The following is a 17,337-nucleotide window of genomic DNA, read 5'->3' as shown; positions in this document are numbered from 1 at the left end:
ATGAATCGCCGTTCGCCCAAGGGGGCGAAGCAGGGAGGCATGGCGATCATCAGCGCGTTGTTGATTGCTGCCGTGGTGGCGGTGATCGCGGCGGGAATGTTGACGCGCCAGAGCGTGTCGACCCGTGCGCTGGAGGCCAATCAGCAACGGATTCAGGGGCGCTGGCTGGCGCAGGGCGGGCTGGAGATCAGCCGCCAATTGCTCTGGGATGCGCGCCAGCGTGACCCGTTGACCCGGCTCGATCAGCCGTGGGCGAAACGCTTGAATGCGCAGGGTTTTGAAGGGCGGCTGGAGGATGAGCAGGGTAAGTTCAACCTGCGCAATCTGGTGGCCAACGAGCGCGTTGATGATGAGCAGGTGCAAGCGTTCGAGCGCTTGTGCGGGTTGCTCGGTGTCAATGCCGGGTTGAGCCAGCGCATCATCCAGCGGGTGATCGGTTCCTACCCGCGACTGCTCAATGCGCAGATCGCCGAGACGACGAAAAACACCTTCGACAGCGGCCGCTTGACCTCGCCAAACGCTTCACGCAAACCACAAAACCCGACACTGCCGATGCTGCGCAGCCTTGAGGATTTGCGCAGTGTCGACGGCGTGAATGACGCGGTGATCGGCAAACTCGCGGCGTATCTGACGGTGATTCCGGCGACGACCTGGCTCAACGGTAATACCGCCACCGCGCCAGTCTTGGCGGCGTATGTGCCGGGGTTGTCGCTGGAGCGCGCGCAGGCGCTGATTAATGAGCGCGATGCCGGGCGCTGGTTCATCAACCGGGGCGATTTCGTCAACCGCTTGCGCATGCCTGAGCTGGAGCTGACCACTGTGCGAGTCGGCATTACCAGCGACTGGTTTCGCCTGCGCGGCGAAGCGCGGCGCGATCAGCGGCGGGTCAGTCTTGAGGCGTTGCTGCATCGCAGTCAGGACCGTTTGCCGCAAGTGATCTGGTCGCGGGTGGGCGCATGAGTCAGCTCAGAATTGCGCTGCCGCCATTGGCGGATCTTGACCTGGACAGCGAGCTGCACGCTGCGTGGCTGGACCGTGCCGGTCAGGTCAGCCGCGAACAATCCATGAGCTTGAGGCAGTTGAGCCAAGTGCCGAAATTGCCGCCGCTGCTTTGTTTCCTGCACCCGGCTGACAGCCTCTTGGCGAGTATCGATCTGCCGCCGCTGCCGGCCAATAAAACCGCAGCGGCGGTGCAATGCGCGGCGCAGGCGCTAGTGCTCGGTGACCTCAGCGAGATGCACGTTGCCCACGGGCCACGCGACGAGGCCGGGCAGGTGCAGATCGCCTGGGCACCGCGTCAGCCTTTGCAGCAACTCGCGCAGTTGTTGAAACACGCGGGCCTGAACCTGCGCGGTCTCTACCCGGCGGCATACAGCTTGCCGGTGTTGCCGGGCACCGTCGCCTGCGTGCAGGACGGGCATCTGCTGCTGCGCGACAGTGTGCAGGCGGCGCGGGTGCAACCGTTATTCGGCGAGGACGTCGACACCGCGATGTGGGAGCCGGGCACCACCCTGCACTGGATTGGCGATCAGGCTCCGACGTCTGCCGAGGTGCCGATGGCCGATGCGCAGCGCTGGACCGGGCCGTTGCCGGGTTGGGGCTTGCACGGCGCGGTGCAGTCGCAGACTACCGAACATCGCGGCTGGGGCCGGGCCATCGGCTTATCGGCACTGGCCGTTGCGGTGTGGGTTGTTGGCCTGAATCTGTATGCCGCGCGCGAAGCCAGCCAGGGCCAGCAGCTCAAGGCGCAGATGAGCCAACGGGTCAAACAGGCTTTCCCGCAGTTGCCGGTGATCCTCAACCCGCTGCAACAGGCGCGACAGCAATTGGCCGAGCGGCAGAAGGGCGCAACCGATGATCCGGCGCAAACCTTCAGTCGTCTGGTGTTGCAGGCCGGCAGCGGCATGCCGTCCATGGCCGGTACGGTCGAGCGCCTGACCTTTGCCGACGGCACGCTGCAATTGGCAGTGCTCAGCGAGGCCCGGCGCAGCGCGAACAATCAGGAGTGGCAAAGCGCGTTGACGCAGGCCGGCATCAGCGTCACCGCCGACGAGGAGGGCTGGGTTTTGCGCCCGTCCAGCGAAGCCGCGCCGAGCGACAGCGACGACAGCAGCGGAGCCGACGATGAGTAAGCTCGCGCCTTACCGCGCCAGGTTGCAACGCTTCAGCGCTCAGTTGCAGGCGCGCTGGCAGCCGTTGGCGCCGCGCGAGAAACGCATGGTTGGCGGCATGGCCGTGGCGCTGCTCGGCCTGCTGCTGTGGGTTGCGCTGATCCAGCCGCCGTTGAAAAAAATCGCCTACTGGCAAGCCGAAACACCGAAATTGCGCGCACAAACCGAAGCGCTCGAGGTGCTGCTGCGCGAAGTCAGTGTGCGCCCGGACGGGCAAAGCGTGGCCCAGGCGCTGGAGCAATCCCTGCAGGCCAGCAGCCTGGCCGGGCACTATCAATTGCAACCCGGTGAGGCCGGCGCCTGGCAACTGACCTTCGATGGCGCGCCAGCGGACGCCGTAATCGACTGGCTGCTGAGCACGCCGTCGCAACTTTCTCTGCAAGTGGTCGAGGCCCGTTTGCAACGCGCAGACAACCCCTCGACCGAAGTCACTGCCGGCACGTTGTCAGGCACCGTTCGCATGGATCAGGCGCTGGGCGCTAAGGAAGCTTCATGAAGGGGTCAGGATCCAAACCGGCACAACTGGCATTGCCGTTGTTGCTGATGGCGTTGAGTGCGTGCAGCAACACCGGAGGGCCGCAAAATCAGCCGCCGCTGCTGGTCGACAGTGAACTGGGCCGACCGCTGGCGAGCACCCAGCGCAGTGGCGACGCGGTACTTGATCGCGAACGCGCGCAGGCGCAGGCGCGACCGGCGCCCAAGCAACTGCACAACATCAGCAAAAGCGCGCGTGCCGGGGCCTCGTCCACGGGCAGCACCTTGCCGAGCAATCCGTTGGGCGATCAACCGGTGACGCTGAATTTTGTCGACGCCGACATTCAAGCGGTGGTGCGCGCGCTGTCGCGTTCGACCGGCCAGCAGTTTCTCGTCGACCCGCGGGTCAAGGGCACCCTGACCCTGGTCTCGGAAGGTCAGGTGCCGGCGCGGCAGGCCTACGACATGTTGCTGGCGGCATTGCGCATGCAGGGCTTCAGCGTGGTCGATGTCGGCGGCGTCGCCCAGGTGGTGCCGGAAGCCGATGCAAAACTGCTTGGCGGGCCGATTTACAGCGCCGACAAACCGGCCGGCAACGGCATGCTCACCCGCACTTTTCGCCTGCAATACGAGAACGCGGTGAATCTGATTCCGGTGCTGCGGCCGATCGTTTCGCCGAACAATCCGATCAACGCCTATCCGGGCAACAACACCATTGTCATCACTGACTACGCCGAGAACCTCACCCGCGTGGCGCAGTTGATCGCCAGCATCGATTCGCCGAGTGCGATCGACACCGACGTGGTGCAGATCCAGAACGGTATCGCCGCCGACATCGCGCCGATGGTTGCCGACCTGCTCGACGCACCGGGCAACGATCCGACGCAGAAAATTGCGGTGATCGGCGATCCACGTTCCAACAGCATCATCATTCGCGCCGGCAGCCCCGAGCGCACTGAGCTTGCGCGCAACCTGATCTACAAGCTCGACAACGCGCAGAGCAATCCGAGCAATCTGCACGTGGTCTACCTGCGCAACGCGCAAGCGGCGAAACTGGCGCAAGCCCTGCGCGGCCTGTTGACCGGTGAAAGCGACAGCGGCAGCAGCGACAGTGCGCGCTCGGTGCTCAGCAGCATGGGCAGCAGCACCGGTGGCAACGCTGGGCAGGCTGGCCAGAACGGTACACAAACCAGCGGCACTGCAACGACGACCAACAGCGGCAGCAGCGGTGGCAGTTACGCCCAGGGCAGCGGCGCCAGCAGCAGTAGCGGCGGGGCGCAGAGCAGCGAGCAGAACGTCGCGTTCACCGCTGGCGGCGTGACCATTCAGGCCGACGCCACCACCAACACCTTGCTGATTTCCGCGCCGGAGCCGCTGTACCGCAACCTGCGCGAGGTTATCGATTTGCTCGACCAGCGCCGCGCGCAAGTGGTGATTGAAAGCCTGATCGTCGAAGTCGGCGAGGACGATGCCAGCGAATTCGGCGTGCAATGGCAGACCGGCGATCTCGGCGGCAAAGGCGTGATCGGCGGCGCCAATCTGGGCGGCTCGGGGATCAACCTCAACGGCAAGACCAGCCTGGACGTGTTGCCGCAAGGGCTGAACCTTGGCTACGTCAACGGCACCGTCGACATTCCCGGCATCGGCAAGATCCTCGACCTGAAAGTGCTGGCCCGCGCGCTGAAGAGCAAGGGCGGCACCAACGTGCTGTCGACGCCGAACCTGCTGACCCTGGACAACGAAGCGGCGAGCATTTTCGTCGGCCAGACCATCCCGTTTGTCAGCGGCAGTTACGTTACCGGCGGCGGTGGCACCAGCAACAACCCGTTCCAGACCGTGACCCGCGAAGAGGTCGGCCTCAAGCTCAACGTGCGCCCGCAGATTTCCGAGGGCGGCACGGTCAAGCTCGACATCTACCAGGAAGTCAGCAGCATCGACGAACGCGCTTCCGCCAGCGCGAACGCGGCCGGCATCGTCACCAACAAACGCGCGATCGACACCAGCATTCTGCTCGACGACGGGCAGATCATGGTCCTCGGCGGCCTGTTGCAGGACGGCTACAGCCAGAGCAACGACGCGGTGCCGTGGCTGTCGACGATTCCGGGGATTGGCGCGCTGTTTCGCAACGAGCGCCGGGCAATCACCAAGACCAACCTGATGGTGTTCCTGCGCCCGTACATCATTCGCGACAGCGAAGCGGGGCGCAGCATCACCCTCAACCGCTACGACTTCATGCGCCGCGCGCAAGGCGGTCTGCAACCGGAGCGCAGTTGGGCGATGCCGGACATGCAGGCCCCGCAGTTGCCGACTGCGGCGCAAGGTGTGCCGGCGGTGGTGCCGACTTCCGGCCCGCGTGCGACCATCAAGGCAGTGCCAATTCCGGGAGGCCCGCGCCTGTGAGCCGCTTGCCCTACGCCTGGGCCAAGGCGCAGCGGATTCTGCTGCGTGATGATGTGCTGACGGTGTGCCCGTCGACGCCGGGCTGGTCGATTAGCGAAGCGCGGCGCCAGTTCGGCGTGGCGCGGCTGGAGCGGGTGCGCGATGACGAACTCGACGGCTTGCTCGCCGCCGCGTATTCCGACACCGGCAGCGCCGCTGCCGTGGTCGGCGCCGCAGAAAACGAAGTCGACCTCGACCGCCTGATGCAGGACATGCCGGAAATCACCGACCTGCTCGACACCCAGGACGGTGCGCCGGTTATCCGCATGATCAACGCCTTGCTGACACAGGCGGCGCGCGATGAGGCCAGCGACATTCACATCGAGCCGTTCGAGACCCATTCGGTGGTGCGCTATCGCGTCGACGGCACCCTGCGCGATGTGGTCTCGCCGCGCAAGGCGTTGCACGGCGCGCTGGTGTCGCGGATCAAGATCATGGCCCAGCTCGATATCGCCGAAAAACGTCTGCCGCAGGATGGGCGCATCGCGCTGCGTGTGGCCGGACGGCCGATCGATATACGCGTGTCGACGGTGCCGACCGGCCATGGCGAGCGCGTGGTGATGCGCTTGCTCGACAAACAGGCCGGGCGCCTGCAACTGGAGACCCTCGGCATGGACGCGCAGGTGCTGGCCAAACTCGATCATCTGATCCGCCAGCCTCACGGCATCGTGCTGGTGACCGGGCCGACCGGCAGCGGCAAGACCACCAGCCTGTATGCGGCACTGGCGCGACTGGACGCCAGCACCAGCAACATTCTGACCGTCGAAGACCCGGTCGAATATGACCTGCCGGGGATCAGCCAGATTCAGGTCAATGCCAAGATCGACATGACTTTTGCCCTGGCGCTACGGGCGATCCTGCGGCAGGACCCGGACATCATCATGATCGGCGAAATCCGCGATCTGGAAACCGCGCAAATCGCCGTGCAGGCCTCGCTGACCGGTCACCTGGTACTGGCGACGCTGCACACCAACGACGCGGTGTCGGCGGTCAACCGCTTGATCGACATGGGCGTCGAGCCGTTTCTGCTGGCCTCGTCGATGCTCGGTGTGCTCGCGCAGCGACTGGTGCGGCGCCTGTGCAATCAATGCAAGCAGCAAGACCCGGCCACGCCCGGCACCTGGCGCCCGGTCGGCTGCGCCGCGTGCAACCAGACCGGTTACAGCGGTCGTACCGGCATCCACGAATTGTTCTGCATCGACGACGACATCCGCACGCTGATTCACCAAGGGGCAGGGGAGCAGGCCTTGCGCGCCTCGGCCGCCAAAGCGGGGATGTTCAGTTTGCGTGAGGACGGTGAGCGCTGGATCCGCAGCGGCGCCACCGCGCCGGAAGAAATTCTGCGTGTGACACGGGACGCCTGATGAATCGCTATCGCTTTGAGGCCGCCGATGCCAGCGGCAAGATCGAGTCGGGGCATCTGGAGGCGGACAGTCAGGGCGCCGCGTTCAGCGCCTTGCGTGGCCGTGGCTTGACCGCGTTGTCGGTGCACAAGGAGAGCAACGTTGCCCAGCACAACGGCGGTGGACTGTTCAGCGCCAGGCTGTCGGACAACGATCTGGCCTGGGCCACGCGGCAACTGGCGAGCCTGCTCGGCGCGAGTCTGCCACTGGAAGCGGCGCTGAGTGCCACCGTCGAGCAGGCGGAGAAAAAGCACATCGCTCACACCCTCAGCGCCGTGCGTGCCGATGTGCGCAGCGGCATGCGCCTGGCGGAATCGCTGGCGGCGCGACCGCGGGACTTTCCCGAGATCTATCGGGCGCTGATTGCCGCGGGCGAAGAGTCCGGCGATCTGGCGCAAGTCATGGAACGCCTCGCGGATTACATTGAGGAGCGCAACAATTTGCGCGGCAAGATTCTCACCGCGTTCATCTATCCGGGTGTGGTCGGGCTGGTGTCGATTGGCATTGTGATTTTCCTGCTCAGTTACGTGGTGCCGCAGGTGGTCAGTGCGTTTTCCCAGGCGCGCCAGGATTTGCCGGGGCTGACCTTGGCGATGCTCACTGCGAGTGATTTCATTCGTGCGTGGGGCTGGTTGTGTGCGGCGCTCATGGCCGGGGCGTTTTGGTGCTGGCGCTTGTATTTGCGCAACCCGGCGGCGCGGTTGAGCTGGCATCACCGGGTGCTGAAGTTGCCGCTGTTCGGGCGGTTTATCCTGGGCTTGAACACGGCACGGTTCGCCTCGACGCTGGCGATTCTCGGCGGCGCCGGGGTGCCGCTGTTGCGCGCGCTGGAGGCAGCGCGGCAGACGTTGTCCAATGATCGCTTGAGTCTGAGCGTCAGCGAGGCGACCGCGAAAGTGCGCGAGGGCGCGAATCTGGCGGCGGCGTTGCGCGTCGAAAATGTGTTTCCGCCAGTGCTGATTCACCTGATCGCCAGCGGCGAAAAAACCGGCTCGTTGCCGCCCATGCTTGAGCGCGCGGCGCAGACCTTGTCGCGGGATATCGAGCGCCGGGCGATGGGCATGACCGCACTCCTGGAGCCGCTGATGATTGTGGTGATGGGGGGGGTGGTGCTGGTGATTGTGATGGCGGTGTTGTTGCCGATCATTGAGATCAATCAGTTGGTCCAGTAGCGGTGTGCTTGGTCTTTTGTGGGTGTCTCGGCCGGCCTCATCGCGAGCAGGCTCACTCCTACAATTTTGAATGCGTTCCCCTGTAGGAGTGAGCCTGCTCGCGATGACGTCGGCTCAGGCAAAAAATCAGCACAACTTTTTACACCGAGTCTGAGCACCACCCGACTCTCGCTTTCCCCATCCTCGGGTTCTCCTTTCTGTCATCTGCAACCACCCGCCAACGGCTCCAGCCCGATTGCGCCAAACCCGCGTTCCAGACGCGCCCGCAAACCCCGCAAACACCCGAGAAAACCCCTCTGAAAACAGCGTTCAGCTCCCGAGGTTTTTTCCTTTATCTGTCACCGGAAACTGCGAATTTCTCAGTGCGACTTAACCCAGGCCAGCCAGCGAGGGCCCGGTGAGTCCTCATAAAAGCGTCATGCAAGTCATCCGAAAACCTGTGTTCTCAACCGAGTTGAAAAGGAGATTCTTCATGTTCAAGCGCACTCTGATCGCCGCGTCCCTGACCGTCGCCGCTCTGGCTTCCGCACAAGCCATGGCCGTCACCGGTGGTGGTGCTACTCTGCCTGCCGCGCTGTACAAAGGTTCTGCCGACAGCATCCTGCCGGCCAACTTCAGCTACGCAGCCATCGGCAGCGGCGGTGGCAAGACCGCTTTCCTGACCAACAACCCGGCTGGTTTCAACACCACCGGCACCGTGCACTTCGCTGGTAGCGACTCGATCCTCAGCGCTTCGGAAATCAGCACCTACAACACCAACTTCCGCAGCGCTTACGGCCCGCTGATCCAGTTGCCGTCGGTAGCCACTTCGGTTGCCATCCCTTACAAAAAGGCCGGCCAGACCGCGCTGAACCTGACCAGCGCACAGCTGTGCGATGCGTTCTCCGGCGCCAAAACCACTTGGGGCGCTCTGCTGGGCACCGCCGACACCACGCCGATCCGCATCGTTTATCGCAACGTTTCCAGTGGCACCACCGAAATCCTCAGCCGTCACTTGAACTCGGTCTGCCCGACGCAGTTCGCCACCAACTCGACGTTCACCAACGCTCGTCTGCCAGCCGGTTCGACGCTGCCTTCGAACTGGGTGGGCGTTGCCAGCACTGCCGAAGTCGCCACTACCGTGAACGCGGTTGACGGTTCGCTCGGTTATGTCGGTCCGGACGGTGTCGACGCTACCAGCAATGCTGTTGTTGCTCGCGTCAACGGCGTTCAGCCAACCTCGCCGAACGTGACCCTGGCGCTGTCGTCGGTAGCTGCGCCTTCGACTGCAGCTCAGGCTGCAAACCCAGCCAACTGGTCGCCAGTAGTCGCTAACCCGGCTTCGGGTTACAAATTGGCTGCCTACACCAACTTCATCTTCGGTCAGTGCTACAAGGATGCAGCCGTGGCCGCCGATGTGAAAGCGTTCCTCACCACTCACTACAGTGTTCCGGGCAACAACGCTGCGGTTCAGGCGCACAAGTTTGTCGCCGTGCCTAGCGCCTGGAAAACCGCTGTAACTGCCAACTTCATCACCAACTCGTCGGGCAACAACCTGGACATCAACAACGCTAGCGTTTGCAACGCGATTGGTCGTCCTTTGTAAGATTTGAGAGCTGTTGTAAGAGCGGCGGCCTTTGGGTCGCCGTTTTTTTTGGCGTTTGTGGGAGTCAGCCTGCTGGTGATGGCTTGCTTTCAGGCGCTGAGTTTTTTGGGTTGTTGTGTACATATCCGTTGCTGCGGTAACGGCGGCTTAGGGTTCCGCCCTTACGGCGGGTCACCTTTTTCAAACGCCAAAAAGGTAACCGAAAAGGCTTGCTCCTGCGTTCGGCCCTCGCAGGCTCGGGTTCCTTCGCTCCGGGATCAATCCCTCCACTCAGCCTTCCGATGTCGCCGGTGGATCAAGATCAAAAGCACTCGAGCTAACGCTCATTGTTGAGTGGTTAGAAGCGCCGCATGGCTTGGGATTTGCGTCGGATTCGCCCCTCATCGGAACGCCGCCCGCCCAGCCCTCTCCCCCTGGAGGGAGCCGATCTTTGGGCTTTTCAGAATTTGTGTTCGACTCGGTATCGCAGGTCGGCGTAGCTCTCACATTCACCGCGGTCAGTTCCCTCTCCCTTTGGGCGGTCCGACGTTTCGGGAGGGCTAGGGTGAGGGGGCGAGGCGGGCCGGGAATTTTGTCGTGAAGCAGGTACCCGATTCGGCATCTGACGTCACGTGCAGCGTGCCGTTGTGCGCAGTCGCTATCTGCGCGGCGATGTACAGGCCCAGGCCCAGGCCTTCGCGGCTTTGCTCGGCTTCGGCGCGGGTGAACGGTTCGAACAGGCGTGGCAACAGTTGCGCCGGAATCGGGGTGCCGTGGTTGGTCAGGGTGATGACGATCTCGTCGTTTTCAGCACAGGCCTTGAGCACAATCGGCGCGCTGTTCGAGCCATGAGTGGCGGCGTTGCTCAGCAGGTTGGAGAGCAATTGGCTGATGCGCAGGGCGTCGCAGTAGACTCCCGACGGTAAATCCAGATCCTGAACAAACGCTGCCTGAGGATAGGCCGCCTGCGCTTCGGCGACGCTCAGTTGCAGGACGTGCTCCAGGTCGTGCACGAATTTGCGCTGCACCGGGATGCCACTGCCCAGGCGACCGCGGGCGAAGTCGAGGATGTTTTCGATCAAGACGCCCATGCGCACCGAGCTGTTGCGAATCGCCGCGATCAGGTTCAGCGAACGCTTGTCCTCGGTTTTGCTGTGCAGCAGGTCGGCGCTCATGCGCACGGCGCTCAGCGGGGTGCGCAGGTCGTGGCCCAGCACGGCGATGAATTGCTCGCGCAGGCGCCCGAGTTCGTTGGCGTTGCTCAGCTCGGCGGTGGTCGCTTCCAGACGGTTCTGGGTGTCGAGGCTCATGGCAATCAGTTGGGCGAACAGCGTGAGCGTCTTGGCGATGGCCGGTTCGTCGAGGTTTGCCGGTACCGAGTCGATCGCGCAGAGGGTGCCGAAGAAGTCGCCGTTGGCCTGGATGATCGGGATCGAAATATAGCTTTCCAGTCCGTAGGCCTTCGGCGTGTGGTGCACGGAGAAGATCGGGTGCGCACTGGCGTGGCCGAAAATCACCGGTTGCTGGTGTTGGCGGATTTCATGGCAAATGGTCGATTCGAGCACCAATTCGCCGCCGGGCAACAGGCCGAAATCGATCGAGTCGTCTACGGCGCAGGCTACCCAGTTGCGCTCGGTTACCCGCGCCACCGCGGCGAAGCGCATGCCGGTGAGGTGTTTGACCATGCTCAGGATCACCGGCACCGCGTCAATGCGGTTGATGGCTTCGATGTCGGGGGCAAATGCCGGGTTGGTCATGGTGCGGTGCTTCTTGAGGAATTCACTGGGAGACTATCGTGGATTGCGGTTGGTGACTAATAGCCGGTGGCGGAAATCGGGCGCTGCGGACGGTTCCGGGGGCGCCTGATGTGGGGACATATCCGTTGCTTCGGGTGCTGCGGCTGGCGGTTTCGCCTGACGGCGACTCACTTTTTTTACAAGCGCCTAAAAAAAGTAAGCAAAAAAACGCTTGCTCCTGCGTTCGGCCCTCGCAGGCTCGGGTCCCTTCGCTGCGGGATCGATCCGGGCGCAGCGGCTACGGTTTGCTTCGCTGCACCTACGTCCGCTGTGTACGACTTCGTCGTACGGTCGCTGCGCTCTCACGCCCGGATCAATCCCTCCACTCAGCCTTCCGACGTCGCCGGTGGATCAAGATCAAAAGCACTCGAGCTAACGCTCATTGTTGAGTGGTTAGAAGCGGGTGGTTGGCTTGGGATTGGTGGTGGATTCGCCCCTCACCCCAGCCCTCTCCCGAGGGAGAGGGAGCCGATTTGGGTTGGCTTCGAAGTTGAGTACGACGCGGTATTTCAGGTTGGCGCATCTCTCACATTCACTACGGTCAGTTCCCTCTCCCTTTGGGAGAGGGCTAGGGTGAGGGGCTTTTGATGTATGCGGTCCAACTGTGGGAGCCGGCCTGCTGGCGATGGCTTTCTTCCAGTCGATTCGATGTTGAATGTTCAACCGCTATCGCTTGCAGGCAAGCCCCTACAGTTTGACCGCGTTCTTTCAGCCGGAACGCGGTCAGCCTGTAACAATGCCGGTTTCAGTTCAGATCATCTGCACTATGGCGTTCCGGCACTTGGCTGGCTTCATCGCCCCAGGTGCGGTTGACCCGCTGACCACGCATCACTGCCGGGCGTTGGGCGATGTCTTCGGCCCAGCGCTGGACATGGGTGTATTCGTGCGCGGCGAGGAATTCGGCGGCGGAGTAGACGTTGTTGCGCACCAGTTGCCCGTACCACGGCCACACTGCGATGTCGGCGATGGTGTACTCGTCGCCGGCAAGGTAGGTGCTCTCTGCCAGACGCCGGTTGAGCACGTCCAGTTGCCGCTTGGCTTCCATGGTGAAGCGGTTGATCGGGTATTCCAGTTTTTCCGGTGCGTACGCGTAGAAATGTCCGAAGCCACCGCCCAGATAAGGCGCCGAGCCCATCTGCCAGAACAGCCAGTTGAGCGTTTCGGTGCGTCCGGCCGGGTCTTTGGGCAGGAATGCGCCGAATTTTTCCGCCAGGTACAGCAGGATCGAGCCGGACTCGAACACGCGGATCGGTGGTTCGACGCTACGGTCCAGCAGCGCCGGAATCTTCGAGTTCGGGTTGATCTCGACGAAACCGCTAGCGAACTGATCGCCCTCGCCGATGCGGATCAGCCACGCGTCGTATTCGGCGTCGGCATGCCCCAGCGCCAGCAGCTCCTCAAGCAGGATGGTCACTTTCACGCCGTTGGGCGTGGCCAGCGAATACAGCTGCAAGGGGTGTTTGCCGACCGGCAAGGTCTTGTCGTGAGTCGGCCCGGCGATCGGGCGGTTGATGCTGGCGAAGTGGCCGCCGGACGGGGCTTCGTGTTTCCAGACTTTGGGCGGAACGTAAGGCGCATTGCTCATGAATCAGACCTCATCGTGGGCAGGCTGAAAGTAGGCCATCACCGTAAGGAAAATTTCCGGCGCATGCCAGAGTTAGTTGCTGGCAGCTGACTCTTCCATCTCCCAGCGTGCGGCCAGTTGCTGCGTCAGGTACGCCAGGAATGCGCGGACTTTGGGCGTCATCGCCGCGCGTTCCTGCACGCAGGCGTAGATATCCATGGGTTCGGTCACTGCGCTGTGCGGGTTGTCGAACAACGGCAGCAATTGGCCGTTGGCCAGATACGGCGCGGCGACGAACTCGGCCAGACGGGTGATGCCCGCGCCATGCACGGCCATTTGCGTCAGCGCGTCGATATCGTCGCTGATCGCGCTGGCCTGAATTGGCGCGTCATAACGCTGGCCGTCGCGAACAAAACCCCAGCGCAAGAAGCGCCCGTCCAGCGGGTAACGAAAGGCCAGGCAGGCGTGATGTTGCAGGTCATCAGGCGTTTGCGGCCAACCGGCGCGCGCAAGATAAGCCGGCGCGGCGCAGAGAATGAAGGGCAGCGAGACCAGCTTGCGCGCGACAATGCCGTCTTCGAGTTGCGGGCGGATGCGCAGGCTCAGGTCGATGCCATCCCGGATATGGTTGATCTTGCCGTCGGTGGTTGACAGCTCGATCAGCAGGTTTGGATGTTGCGCAGCGAATCCGGCGATCAGGCCCGCGAGCACGTGCCGACCGAACGCGGCGGTGGATGCGATGACCAGACGTCCTTTGAGTTCTTCCTGATCGCCGCAGATCGAACTCTGCGCAGATTCCAGGTCCGTCGCAATCTGCCTGACCTTTTCGTAATACACCGCGCCGTGTTCAGTCAGCGCCATGCTCCGGGTGGTGCGTTGCAGCAGGCGCACGCCCAGATGCGCTTCGAGACGGTTGAGCGTCTGGCTCACTGCCGCCGCGCTGACCCCCAGCGATTTGGCGGCGCCGACAATCGAGCCGGATTCCACCACTTTGATAAAACTGGCAATCGCCGCTAGAAGATTCATTCGGGGGCAGTGCACCGGAGATTCGTAAGTTCTGCTTTATAAAGTACCTGCCGGTAGCCGTCTAGTTGCGTGCCTGCGGCGTTGCTAAGGTGCGGGCTCCTGTCAATGCCTATGGAAAAAAGCCCTATGAGTGAAGCCACCGAAACCGCCACTTCCAGCCGCCGCAAGCTCTCGCCGCGAGCCACGCCGTATGTGTTCGCGTTGTACATGGCGACGATCATGGCCTTTCTCATGTCGCTGGTGATCACCGCAGCGAACGCCGGCATTGATAACGATTACCTGAGCAATGCCTTGCACGCCTACAAACTGGCGATGCCGGTGGCTTTTCTGTGCCTCCTGGTGGTTCGGCCAGTGGTGAGCAGACTCGTCGCGCTGACCGTGCCCCCGCATCGCTGAGCGCTATCCGATCCAGTGCTGCAACAGCGCGCCTTGCTCGCCCTGCACCGGATCCTGCTGTGGAAACTTCACATTGGCGAGATGCTTGAGTTGCTCGGCGTTCGGCGCTTCAGTGCAGATATCGCCTTGCTGCCCGGGTGGATACGCGCCGACCACGAGAAAGTCGGGGCTGGATTCCAGGCTGCAATGGCCAGTGCCGACCGGCAGCAGCAACACATCACCGGCACTGACTTGCACCTCGCGTCCACCGGGCCCGCCGAGCATCAGCCGCGCATGACCTTGGGCGACTCCCAGCACCTCATGGCCCTGGGTGTGATAGTGGTGGAAATCGTAAACGTGGTAGCGAAACTGCGGTGGCCAGCCGTTGGCACGAAAGGTCTGTTCGAACAGCGCGGCCGGGTCGTTGCCTTCGAGGGCAATCGCGCTGGAATACACCAGCACCGGCAATTGCGGATTGTTCGGTACCCAGTCGTTACGCTCGAGCAAAAAGCTAGTTACGTCAGTCATCGTTCGTCCTCCGGCGGTCGTTGTGCAGTCGACCGCGGGGGAGGGCGAACGCCTCAGAAAAACTCGTCGAGTGGCTGACAAAAGGCTCTTCGATGCGTCATCCAGTCTCGCTGGCGAATCGCTCGCCAGTGCAATTCATCGAAACTTCGCTGTTCCGCCGATGGTCCAGACCCATACACCTGCCGGCGCGTGCCGCGTCGCAAATGCACCCAGTAAACGGTGAAAGGCGAGGATCAAGATGACGATGACAGTGGGAGATTTTCTGGTCGAGCGACTCAGTGAGTGGGGCGTGACGCGCATTTTTGGCTACCCGGGCGACGGCATCAATGGCGTGTTCGGTGCGCTGAGTCGGGCGCAGGGCAAGATCGAATTCGTCCAGGCGCGGCACGAGGAAATGGCCGCGTTCATGGCCTCGGCCCATGCCAAGTTCACCGGAGAGCTGGGCGTATGCATCGCCACGTCCGGCCCCGGCGCTTCGCACTTGATCACCGGTCTGTACGATGCGCGGATGGACCACATGCCGGTGCTGGCCATCGTCGGTCAGCAGGCCCGCACGGCGCTGGGCAGTCACTATCAGCAGGAGCTCGATCTGGTGTCGATGTTCAAGGACGTCGCCGGCGCGTTCGTGCAACAGGCTTCGGCGCCGGCGCAGGTGCGTCATCTGCTTGATCGCGCAGTGCGCACCGCCGTCGGTGAACGGCGGGTGACCGCGATCATCCTGCCCAATGATTTACAGGACTTGCCCTACGAAGCACCGGCCAGAGCCCATGGCACTGCGCACTCAGGCGTCGGTTACAGCAAGCCGAAAGTGCTGCCTTACGAGGCGGATCTGCAGCGCGCCGCCGAGGTGCTCAACGCCGGCGAGAAAGTCGCCATTCTGGTGGGTGCCGGGGCGTTGCAGGCGACCGATGAGGTGATTGCCGTGGCCGAAAAACTCGGCGCCGGGGTGGCCAAGGCGTTGCTTGGCAAAGCCGTGTTGCCCGACGAGCTGCCGTGGGTCACCGGCAGCATCGGCCTGCTCGGCACCGAACCGAGCTACAAGCTGATGAGCGAGTGCGACACCTTGCTGATGATCGGTTCAGGTTTCCCCTATTCGGAATTCCTGCCCAAAGAGGGCCAGGCCCGTGGCGCGCAGATCGATCTGCAACCCGACATGCTCAGCCTGCGTTACCCGATGGAGGTCAACCTGGTCGGCGATGCGGCGGAAACCCTCGCCGCGCTGTTGCCGCTGCTGGAGAAAAAAGACGCGGGCAAATGGCGCAAGAAAATCGAAGGCTGGCGCGGCACCTGGGAGAAAACCCTGGAAAAGCGTGCCATGGCCAAAGCCAATCCGATCAACCCGCAACGTGTGGTCCATGAGCTTTCACCACGCTTGCCGGAACAGGCGATCATCACCAGCGATTCCGGCTCGTGCGCCAACTGGTACGCACGCGATCTGAAAACCCGCCGGGGCATGAAATGCTCGCTGTCCGGCGGCCTCGCCTCTATGGGCGCCGCCGTGCCCTATGCGATCGCCGCCAAGTTCGCCTACCCCGAGCGTTCGGTTATTGCGCTGGTCGGCGATGGCGCGATGCAGATGAACAACATGGCCGAGCTGATCACGGTCGCCAAATACTGGCGCCAGTGGGCGAGCCCGAAATGGATCTGCGCGGTGTTCAACAACGAAGACCTCAATCAGGTGACCTGGGAGCAGCGGGTGATGGAGGGCGATCCGAAGTTCGAAGCCTCGCAGAGTATTCCCGACGTGCCGTATCACCTGTTCGCCATTTCGATTGGGCTCAAGGGTATTTACGTCGAGCGCGAAGAAGATGTTGCCGCCGCGTGGGAGCAGGCGCTGGCCTCGGATGTGCCGGTGCTGATCGAATTCAAGACCGACCCGAACGTGCCGCCGCTACCGCCGCATATCAAGCTGGAGCAGGCGAAAAAGTTCGCGACCACGCTGCTCAAAGGCGACCCGGACGAGGCCGGCGTGATTGTGCAAACCGCCAAGCAAGTCCTCGGTGCGGTGTTGCCAGGCAAGAAATGAACAGCGATGAGCGTGCAGCGAAGCTGTTGATTGGCTGTGCCGGCTGGAGCCTGGGTCGTGAGTATTGGCCGCAATTTCCCTCCGTCGGCACGCATTTGCAGCGCTACGCGGCGCGGCTCAATGCAGTTGAGATCAACAGCTCGTTCTACCGTCCGCATCGACGCCAGACCTATGAGCGCTGGGCTGAGTCGGTGGCGGACGGTTTTCGCTTTTCGGTAAAAGTGCCCAAACAGATTACCCGTGAGCGACGCTTGCTTGATTGCGAAACGTTGCTCGACGAATTTCTAGCGCAGTGCGGCGGGTTGGGGGATCGATTGGGGTGTCTGCTGGTGCAATTGCCGCCGTCGTTGACGTTTGACGCGGTTGTGGCAGACGGGTTTTTTCGTGCGTTACGTGAGCGCTTTGACGGTGCGGTGGTGCTGGAGCCGCGACATGAAACCTGGGTTTCGGCTGAGCCGATGTTGGTCACTCATCGAATCGCTCAGGCAGCGGTGGATCCTTCGCGCATCAGCACGGACAGCGAACCGCGAGGCTGGGCGGGGCTGCGGTATTGGCGGTTGCATGGATCGCCGCGGATTTATTTCAGCGATTATTCGGTGGATTTTCTGCAGGGGCTGAGGCGCAGGCTGCAGGTGGAGATTGCGTCGGGTGTCGAGACCTGGTGCATTTTTGATAACACGGCGGGTGGGGCTGCTCTGGGAAATGCGCTGAGCCTGCGACAGCCCTCACCCTAGCCCTCTCCAGGGGGAGAGGGGACTGACCGCGGTGTCTTTTGCCATACATCGATCTGAAAAACCGA

The 17,337-nt window shown here is 62.7% G+C and carries 14 protein-coding genes; 10 read left to right on the top strand and 4 right to left on the bottom strand.

Going from position 1 to position 17,337, the window contains the following annotated elements; genetic code table 11:
* The 7 genes from gspK to V6F91_RS18795 all read left to right on the top strand — a co-directional run bounded on the left by gspK (position 1) and on the right by V6F91_RS18795 (position 9,244).
* A complete protein-coding gene (gene gspK, locus V6F91_RS18825; RefSeq protein ID WP_332767013.1) occupies positions 1 to 960 on the top strand; it encodes a type II secretion system minor pseudopilin GspK in 960 nt (319 codons plus the stop codon).
* A complete protein-coding gene (gene gspL, locus V6F91_RS18820) occupies positions 957 to 2,132 on the top strand; it encodes a type II secretion system protein GspL (RefSeq protein ID WP_332767011.1) in 1,176 nt (391 codons plus the stop codon). The genes gspK and gspL overlap by 4 nt, the downstream gene beginning before the upstream one ends.
* Complete coding sequence (gspM, locus tag V6F91_RS18815) at positions 2,125 to 2,667, top strand: type II secretion system protein GspM (RefSeq protein ID WP_332767009.1); 543 nt, start codon at positions 2,125 to 2,127, stop codon at positions 2,665 to 2,667. The genes gspL and gspM overlap by 8 nt, the downstream gene beginning before the upstream one ends.
* Entirely contained in the window at positions 2,664 to 5,045 is a 2,382-nt protein-coding gene (gene gspD / locus V6F91_RS18810; RefSeq protein WP_332767007.1) for a type II secretion system secretin GspD, read from the top strand. The genes gspM and gspD overlap by 4 nt, the downstream gene beginning before the upstream one ends.
* Positions 5,042 to 6,448, top strand: a complete 1,407-nt coding sequence (gene gspE / locus V6F91_RS18805) for a type II secretion system ATPase GspE (RefSeq protein WP_332767005.1) — start codon at positions 5,042 to 5,044, stop codon at positions 6,446 to 6,448. The genes gspD and gspE overlap by 4 nt, the downstream gene beginning before the upstream one ends.
* Positions 6,448 to 7,659, top strand: coding sequence for a type II secretion system inner membrane protein GspF (gspF, locus tag V6F91_RS18800; protein WP_332767003.1), 1,212 nt, complete (start codon positions 6,448 to 6,450; stop codon positions 7,657 to 7,659). The genes gspE and gspF overlap by 1 nt, the downstream gene beginning before the upstream one ends.
* 472 nt (positions 7,660 to 8,131) lie before the next feature.
* The gene (locus V6F91_RS18795) at positions 8,132 to 9,244 is read left to right on the top strand and encodes a substrate-binding domain-containing protein (protein ID WP_332767001.1); all 1,113 of its coding nucleotides are present in this window, start codon (positions 8,132 to 8,134) and stop codon (positions 9,242 to 9,244) included.
* Between the two features lie 539 nt (positions 9,245 to 9,783).
* Here the strand turns inward: V6F91_RS18795 and V6F91_RS18790 are convergent.
* The 3 genes from V6F91_RS18790 to V6F91_RS18780 all read right to left on the bottom strand — a co-directional run bounded on the left by V6F91_RS18790 (position 9,784) and on the right by V6F91_RS18780 (position 13,609).
* Positions 9,784 to 10,980 (bottom strand): GAF domain-containing sensor histidine kinase, encoded by a 1,197-nt coding sequence (locus V6F91_RS18790; RefSeq protein ID WP_332766999.1) that lies wholly within the window; start codon positions 10,978 to 10,980, stop codon positions 9,784 to 9,786.
* A 784-nt stretch (positions 10,981 to 11,764) separates the two neighbouring features.
* Positions 11,765 to 12,604, bottom strand: a complete 840-nt coding sequence (yghU, locus tag V6F91_RS18785; protein ID WP_332766997.1) for a glutathione-dependent disulfide-bond oxidoreductase — start codon at positions 12,602 to 12,604, stop codon at positions 11,765 to 11,767.
* Between the two features lie 72 nt (positions 12,605 to 12,676).
* Positions 12,677 to 13,609, bottom strand: coding sequence for a LysR family transcriptional regulator (locus V6F91_RS18780; protein WP_332766995.1), 933 nt, complete (start codon positions 13,607 to 13,609; stop codon positions 12,677 to 12,679).
* A 126-nt stretch (positions 13,610 to 13,735) separates the two neighbouring features.
* On the opposite strand from V6F91_RS18780, the gene V6F91_RS18775 reads away from it, so the two are divergent.
* Entirely contained in the window at positions 13,736 to 14,005 is a 270-nt protein-coding gene (locus V6F91_RS18775) for a DUF2798 domain-containing protein (RefSeq protein ID WP_332766993.1), read from the top strand.
* 3 nt (positions 14,006 to 14,008) lie between these two features.
* Here V6F91_RS18775 and V6F91_RS18770 read toward each other — a convergent pair whose 3' ends face one another.
* On the bottom strand, positions 14,009 to 14,512 hold the full coding sequence (locus tag V6F91_RS18770) for a cupin (RefSeq protein WP_332766991.1): 504 nt from the start codon (positions 14,510 to 14,512) through the stop codon (positions 14,009 to 14,011).
* 238 nt (positions 14,513 to 14,750) lie between these two features.
* Between V6F91_RS18770 and V6F91_RS18765 the strand changes: the two genes are divergently transcribed.
* Together V6F91_RS18765 and V6F91_RS18760 are read left to right on the top strand one after the other, a co-directional pair.
* Positions 14,751 to 16,538, top strand: a complete 1,788-nt coding sequence (locus V6F91_RS18765) for a thiamine pyrophosphate-requiring protein (protein ID WP_332766988.1) — start codon at positions 14,751 to 14,753, stop codon at positions 16,536 to 16,538.
* Positions 16,535 to 17,272, top strand: coding sequence for a DUF72 domain-containing protein (locus V6F91_RS18760; RefSeq protein ID WP_332766986.1), 738 nt, complete (start codon positions 16,535 to 16,537; stop codon positions 17,270 to 17,272). Before V6F91_RS18765 ends, V6F91_RS18760 begins: the two co-directional genes overlap by 4 nt.
* The last annotated feature ends 65 nt before the right edge of the window (positions 17,273 to 17,337 follow it).

The sequence above is a fragment of the Pseudomonas koreensis genome (assembly GCF_036668835.1).
GTDB lineage: Bacteria > Pseudomonadota > Gammaproteobacteria > Pseudomonadales > Pseudomonadaceae > Aquipseudomonas > Aquipseudomonas koreensis_I.
The sequence above is the reverse complement of the archived record's forward strand: the minus strand, read 5'-3'. Positions and strand labels throughout refer to the sequence as shown.

Bases quoted from the DNA above. Each gene is read 5' to 3' on its own strand.
- gspK (WP_332767013.1), top strand. From the start codon at position 1: ATGAATCGCCGTTCGCCCAAGGGGGCGAAGCAGGGAGGCATGGCGATC.
- gspD (WP_332767007.1), top strand. From the start codon at position 2,664: ATGAAGGGGTCAGGATCCAAACCGGCACAACTGGCATTGCCGTTGTTG.
- gspL (WP_332767011.1), top strand. From the start codon at position 957: ATGAGTCAGCTCAGAATTGCGCTGCCGCCATTGGCGGATCTTGACCTG.
- gspM (WP_332767009.1), top strand. From the start codon at position 2,125: ATGAGTAAGCTCGCGCCTTACCGCGCCAGGTTGCAACGCTTCAGCGCT.
- V6F91_RS18775 (WP_332766993.1), top strand. From the start codon at position 13,736: ATGAGTGAAGCCACCGAAACCGCCACTTCCAGCCGCCGCAAGCTCTCG.
- V6F91_RS18795 (WP_332767001.1), top strand. From the start codon at position 8,132: ATGTTCAAGCGCACTCTGATCGCCGCGTCCCTGACCGTCGCCGCTCTG.
- V6F91_RS18770 (WP_332766991.1), bottom strand. From the start codon at position 14,512: ATGACTGACGTAACTAGCTTTTTGCTCGAGCGTAACGACTGGGTACCG.
- yghU (WP_332766997.1), bottom strand. From the start codon at position 12,604: ATGAGCAATGCGCCTTACGTTCCGCCCAAAGTCTGGAAACACGAAGCC.
- V6F91_RS18790 (WP_332766999.1), bottom strand. From the start codon at position 10,980: ATGACCAACCCGGCATTTGCCCCCGACATCGAAGCCATCAACCGCATT.
- V6F91_RS18765 (WP_332766988.1), top strand. From the start codon at position 14,751: ATGACGATGACAGTGGGAGATTTTCTGGTCGAGCGACTCAGTGAGTGG.
- gspF (WP_332767003.1), top strand. From the start codon at position 6,448: ATGAATCGCTATCGCTTTGAGGCCGCCGATGCCAGCGGCAAGATCGAG.
- V6F91_RS18760 (WP_332766986.1), top strand. From the start codon at position 16,535: ATGAACAGCGATGAGCGTGCAGCGAAGCTGTTGATTGGCTGTGCCGGC.
- V6F91_RS18780 (WP_332766995.1), bottom strand. From the start codon at position 13,609: ATGAATCTTCTAGCGGCGATTGCCAGTTTTATCAAAGTGGTGGAATCC.